Source organism: Catenibacterium sp. (genome assembly GCF_052354645.1).
GTDB lineage: Bacteria > Bacillota_I > Bacilli_A > Erysipelotrichales > Coprobacillaceae > Catenibacterium > Catenibacterium mitsuoka_A.
In genome coordinates this window covers 1-4996 of sequence record NZ_DAWDDM010000145.1, presented here as the reverse complement: position 1 = coordinate 4996, position 4996 = coordinate 1, and the positions used below count along the sequence as shown (strand labels likewise).

Genomic DNA, 4996 nt, shown 5'->3' with positions numbered 1-4996 from the left:
AAGCCATACTGGAAATACAAACAATTGGTATAATGGTAATTTCCCAATCAATTAGATTATTATTTGCTGTTCTCATGATTAGCCTTTCATTTCAGTGATATTATTTTTTAGTGATATTATTTTACTTTTGTCATACAGATATCGATAGTTTCTCTCATGCACCTTAAAATTAAAGCCAACGGATTGATTATTCTCCCCCTTTATACTGCAAATATCGATAATCTCCCCTTCCTGAATATTCATCCTCTCTGCAATACTGGCCATAATAGAAGAGCCTGTATGATTAATATAACTGGAATCAAACTGCCTGAGTTCATCCAATGAGTCAAACTCAAAAATTGTCTTTTCCGGGTATTTTCGAATTTTCAGTTTTAATTCATCCAAATGCCCGATATAGATATTCTCCCAAAGCTTATCAGCCATACCTGGCAAATCATAATTATGATTCAGAATTTCAATGAAATGTCTGCTAAATGAATAATCCCAAAAAGTATGCCCTAACATATACCAGCATGCCTTCCCTCCTATGTGTACTTTATCGATATATCCATGTGAATCCACTGAGAGACACCATTCTTTAGTTGGTCCATCGGAATAAACCGCTGCATAATACCCATCATCCTCATAAGCCGAGAATGGATTCCTGGTAAAATAATTATCAGCTGAGCATATGTATGTATCTCCTATGATATCTTCCACCGTCTTTATGCTGCTATTATTATTCCGAACGGCATATTCATGATTATATCGAAGATAAACATTGAATTTATCCCTAAGATAATCAAACATATTAGACTTATAACCGGTCACAATATAAATATCACGAATTCCCGCTTCACGAAGCTGTATAATCTGACGCTCTATCAATACTTCTCCTTTAACTCTGATCAACGCTTTTGGTTTTTCAAAGCTTAATGGCGCAAAACGACTGGATGTTCCGGCTGCCATAATCACAGCATTTTTTACCTTTATCATTGTTTAATCCTTTCCCTTGCATATCGGTAGTAGTCCTTCGCATACCTATACTGTCGTAACGAGTATTCTCCAAACTCAACCCCTAGCTGACTTTTATATTCACACCAGTTTGACCAGAGCAGTCCACAAGCCGCCATATAACAATAGATTTTTGTCCTTGTATCATCACTGCACTGCCCTTTGAAATAAATATCAATCAGATGATCAGTTTGAGCTTTATTGTACATCGCATAAATGCAAAACATCGCAATATCAACATGAGGGTCCTGCATTCCTGCATATTCCCAATCTGTCAGCTGCAGTTGCTCTCTACCATTTTCCATATAGAAAAGGAAATTATCATAAACCGCATCAATATGAGTCAAGCAGAAGTCTCTCTGTTGAGAATCAATATATTTTTTCAGCGAAAAGACATGATGCGTCGTCTTTTCGTGATCCTGATACATGGATTTATTATCATTCCATAACGAATGATAAAATTCAATATTTTTGAAAATGTCAAAAGTATGTTTCACTTGCAGCCTCTGACTATGCAGTTGCCGCAACTTGCTCATACACCTCTGCAAATCCGCCTCATTAAACGGATTGCATGTACGCACATTATGCAAGTACCGTGTAATCTTAAAGCCATTTTCTGCATTCATATAAACCGGAACATCACATAATCCTTTACCTTTAATGGCCTCATACACATGTGCTTCCTGTCTGCGATCAATCAATAAATCCGTTCCTTCGCCAGGAATACGCATAATATACTTTCCATCTGAAAGGCCAGTTGTCCTGATGTTTTTGACATTAAAGAGAAATGATCTGTTTGTCATTCCTTTTTTCAGCACATTAATTTCCGTCACATCAGACTCTCTACAATGGAAAACATCTGCAATTGTCGAAATGGCATCTGATTTTAACTGATCCGAATTTCCATCTAAATTCCTCAGCTGCTCATACGTATTGATTTCTACACAGTGCTTGCTATCCACAGCTTCAGCAAATACAATCATCTTATTGCCAGTGTAAAGTGTTTCCTCCCAAAATTTATCTAAATATGTCGGATACTCATGATACTTATGAATTCTATTACGAACAATCTCACATACTTCTCCACAAAGATAACTGATGCCAATCATCTTATTACCCTTTACCCCTGGCTTCACGAGAACAAGTTCACCCTTTCGATTGACTCGTACATTTGAGTCATCATCAGGTAAATCACTGACCATATACCAAGGATACAACTCTACCTTGTTAAATGGATTCTCCCGACACCATACATCAGAAGGAATAACATATGTATTTTTTAAATATTTAGCAGCACATGCCAATGATTCAAGATTGTTATATTTTGCATATTTCGGATTTACAATCAAATCTACATTGTATTTATCCATTAGATATTCAAAATTCTCTTTCATAAATCCAACAACAATATGGATTTCACTGATTCCGACCTCATGAAGCTGTCGTATAGTTCGCTCTATGAGTGTTTCCCCTTTTACTTTTAATAAGCCCTTCGGACTCTCCATATTGATTGGTACCATTCTCATACCATAGCCAGCTGCTAATATAATTGCATTTCTCGGTGATTGTGACTGTAAGAAGGCTTTTGCTTTGTCAGCAAGAACTAATTTTTCACTATTCCTGTCAAATCGTATCAAGTAACCATTGCTAACCAAAAGCCGCAATGCCTGATTTACTGTTCCTAAAGCATATCCCAATGATTCCGCCAAAATCCGTTGTGATACAAATGGACTCAAGCTTAAAGCCTTTAATATATTTAATTCTTGAATATTCATTTCTATCCCCTCTTCATTCATCGCCTGCTGTTCATGAAAATTATATATTTTTATTTCATGAATGCAATGGTCTGATTACGCTTCATACAATCTTCTTATATTCCTCCTTCAAATTAGATAAGATATCCTTGTTGCAAAAGAGCATCACACACATCATGAATCAGGCTTCCTGTGCTCTGCGAGTCAGGATTTGCCTTGTTATCCCTGCTTCTTGTCGCCTTTGGCAATATCGGCACCTAGGGTATCGGAGCCTATCTAAATTGCATGATCATCAAAAGTGATATCCCCCAGAACTACTGTATGCTTGTAACTCTCACAGGTATCTATGTAGCTATACTTACCATCTGGGGCGGTGTAGGAGAACACTTCGGTACATTCATCTCTATTGCAGCCTTCATACAGGCCCCCATTATAGGACTGTCCTTTACCGATTACATCCTCGTACGAAAAAGAAAGTTGTCATTGAAATCTGCCTACTTCATAAAAGGCCATCATGCCTATGATTACAATGGCGGCTTCAATCTCATCGGTCTGGCCTGCGTTTTGATTGCCTGTAGCACAACGATTCTCTTCGTATACAACCCCATCACCGGGCAGGCCGAAAGCCCCATATTCCTCCTTACTACCGGAAGCGGTTTTGATGCCATTTGGGGAGGACTCCTGTATTATCTGGCAAGCGTGGTACCTTACTGCAGAAAATATCTGTTACACGATAGATCCGATTTAGAAATCCAATAAAAAACCGGAAGGATTCTTTCAATGAATTCGCATCCATTAGAAAGGGAAAAAATTAATATATTAAAATTCCCCATTATAGATAAATAAATTAATATCACCTCTTTGCATATCTGATAATCATATAGATGAAAGCCAGCAAAAATCCAGAAATACCTCCAATTATGCTCCTTTTGTATCTACTGACCTTAATTATAGTATCTGATGTATTAACTATTTGAGGCTTTACTATCACTTGGCTTTGTGTTATTTCCTTCATCGATAAGGGACTCCCCCCCATTAGATTATACTCTTCTAAGTCTCTTATAATAATTTCATTCGCAATCGGTTCTATCTTTTTAATAATTTGTTTTTTGTATTTTTCAATGAATTGATCAAGATCATACTTGTTTTGACCTGAGATAATTATCTGAAGGATGGACGTCTCTCTAATCATTTTTGCCTCAATTACAATCGAGTTGTCATTATTATTGTGGTCATTTAAAATGTCAGAGATAAATCCATCTGATTTTGCAATTTTAGCAATCGTATTCCCTGTACTTCCCGAAGTATACTCAGGGAGCTTAATTTGAATTGTATTTAAATATGTAGGTTTTAATGTGTAACTTATAGCATATCCAACTAATAGGCCTATTATTATAAACAAGCAATATATATTTTTTAGCTCCCAAAACAGATGTAACAACTTTCTAACATCAATTACAATGCTTCCCGTTTCTTTACTTTGTTTGAAAATCATAATGTTTCCTCTTTTCCTGCTTTAATGGAATTTATCTCCTAAGGCGAGTCTTCCCTATTATTTTTACAATATGTTGCTTATTAAATAACAGATACATAAAATAAACACATCCATAAGCTATGGTACACCCCCAGTTATTTATAAGAAAACCAGTTAATATAAACATCAAAACCATACAATTATCGGTTATTAAATCTCGCATTATGTTTATTTTAAGGATTTTCGTCAAATAGTTTTCAGCAAGCTCACACCTGAATGCATATAGAAAGATAACAGATATAATTGCCAAGTGTATATTGTGCATCACATATACTGTCAGCATGGTAGCAAAACAGCTGACAGTAATACTAATGATATTAATCTTTAAAATCAAGCCTTCTCTTCTGATAGCTTTTAAATATGTATTTATAAGGAGGCTAAACCTACTCTCATATACACATACTGGAAAAAGTATAGCCATATATGCAAAAGATTCTGAATACTGAGGAAGCCAAAACGAAAATATCAATTTAGCCGGGTAATAAAAAAGCAATATTCCAAGCACAATGACTGACAAAAATAACCTTCCCTTAATATAAACAGCACCCAATTTTTTTAAGTCAATGTGTTTTAGCAAAGGAAAAAATACAACACTAACAGAATCGATAAAGACCATTAAAAAGTTAGATAAGCTTAAAACTAAAGACACATTGCCAAATGTCGATACATACAACTCCTCTATCTAATACAAATCTCCGACCCAAAAACACCCTAA

The 4996-nt window shown here is 35.6% G+C and carries 4 protein-coding genes; 1 reads left to right on the top strand and 3 read right to left on the bottom strand.

Features of this window, described 5'->3' with window-relative positions; genetic code table 11:
• Nucleotides 1-78 precede the first annotated feature (78 nt).
• Both ACT8VG_RS07245 and ACT8VG_RS07240 read right to left on the bottom strand, forming a co-directional pair.
• Nucleotides 79-948, bottom strand: coding sequence for an NTP transferase domain-containing protein (locus ACT8VG_RS07245; RefSeq protein ID WP_444195513.1), 870 nt, complete (start codon nucleotides 946-948; stop codon nucleotides 79-81).
• A gap of 23 nt (nucleotides 949-971) precedes the next feature.
• Nucleotides 972-2768, bottom strand: coding sequence for an NTP transferase domain-containing protein (locus ACT8VG_RS07240; RefSeq protein WP_444195512.1), 1797 nt, complete (start codon nucleotides 2766-2768; stop codon nucleotides 972-974).
• Between the two features lie 264 nt (nucleotides 2769-3032).
• Here ACT8VG_RS07240 and ACT8VG_RS07235 point away from each other — a divergent pair, with 264 nt between their 5' ends.
• On the top strand, nucleotides 3033-3506 hold the full coding sequence (locus ACT8VG_RS07235) for a cytosine permease (protein WP_444195511.1): 474 nt from the start codon (nucleotides 3033-3035) through the stop codon (nucleotides 3504-3506).
• Nucleotides 3507-3600: 94 nt separating this feature from the next.
• Here ACT8VG_RS07235 and ACT8VG_RS07230 read toward each other — a convergent pair whose 3' ends face one another.
• Entirely contained in the window at nucleotides 3601-4242 is a 642-nt protein-coding gene (locus tag ACT8VG_RS07230) for a Wzz/FepE/Etk N-terminal domain-containing protein (RefSeq protein ID WP_444195510.1), read from the bottom strand.
• Between the last annotated feature and the right edge of the window lie 754 nt (nucleotides 4243-4996).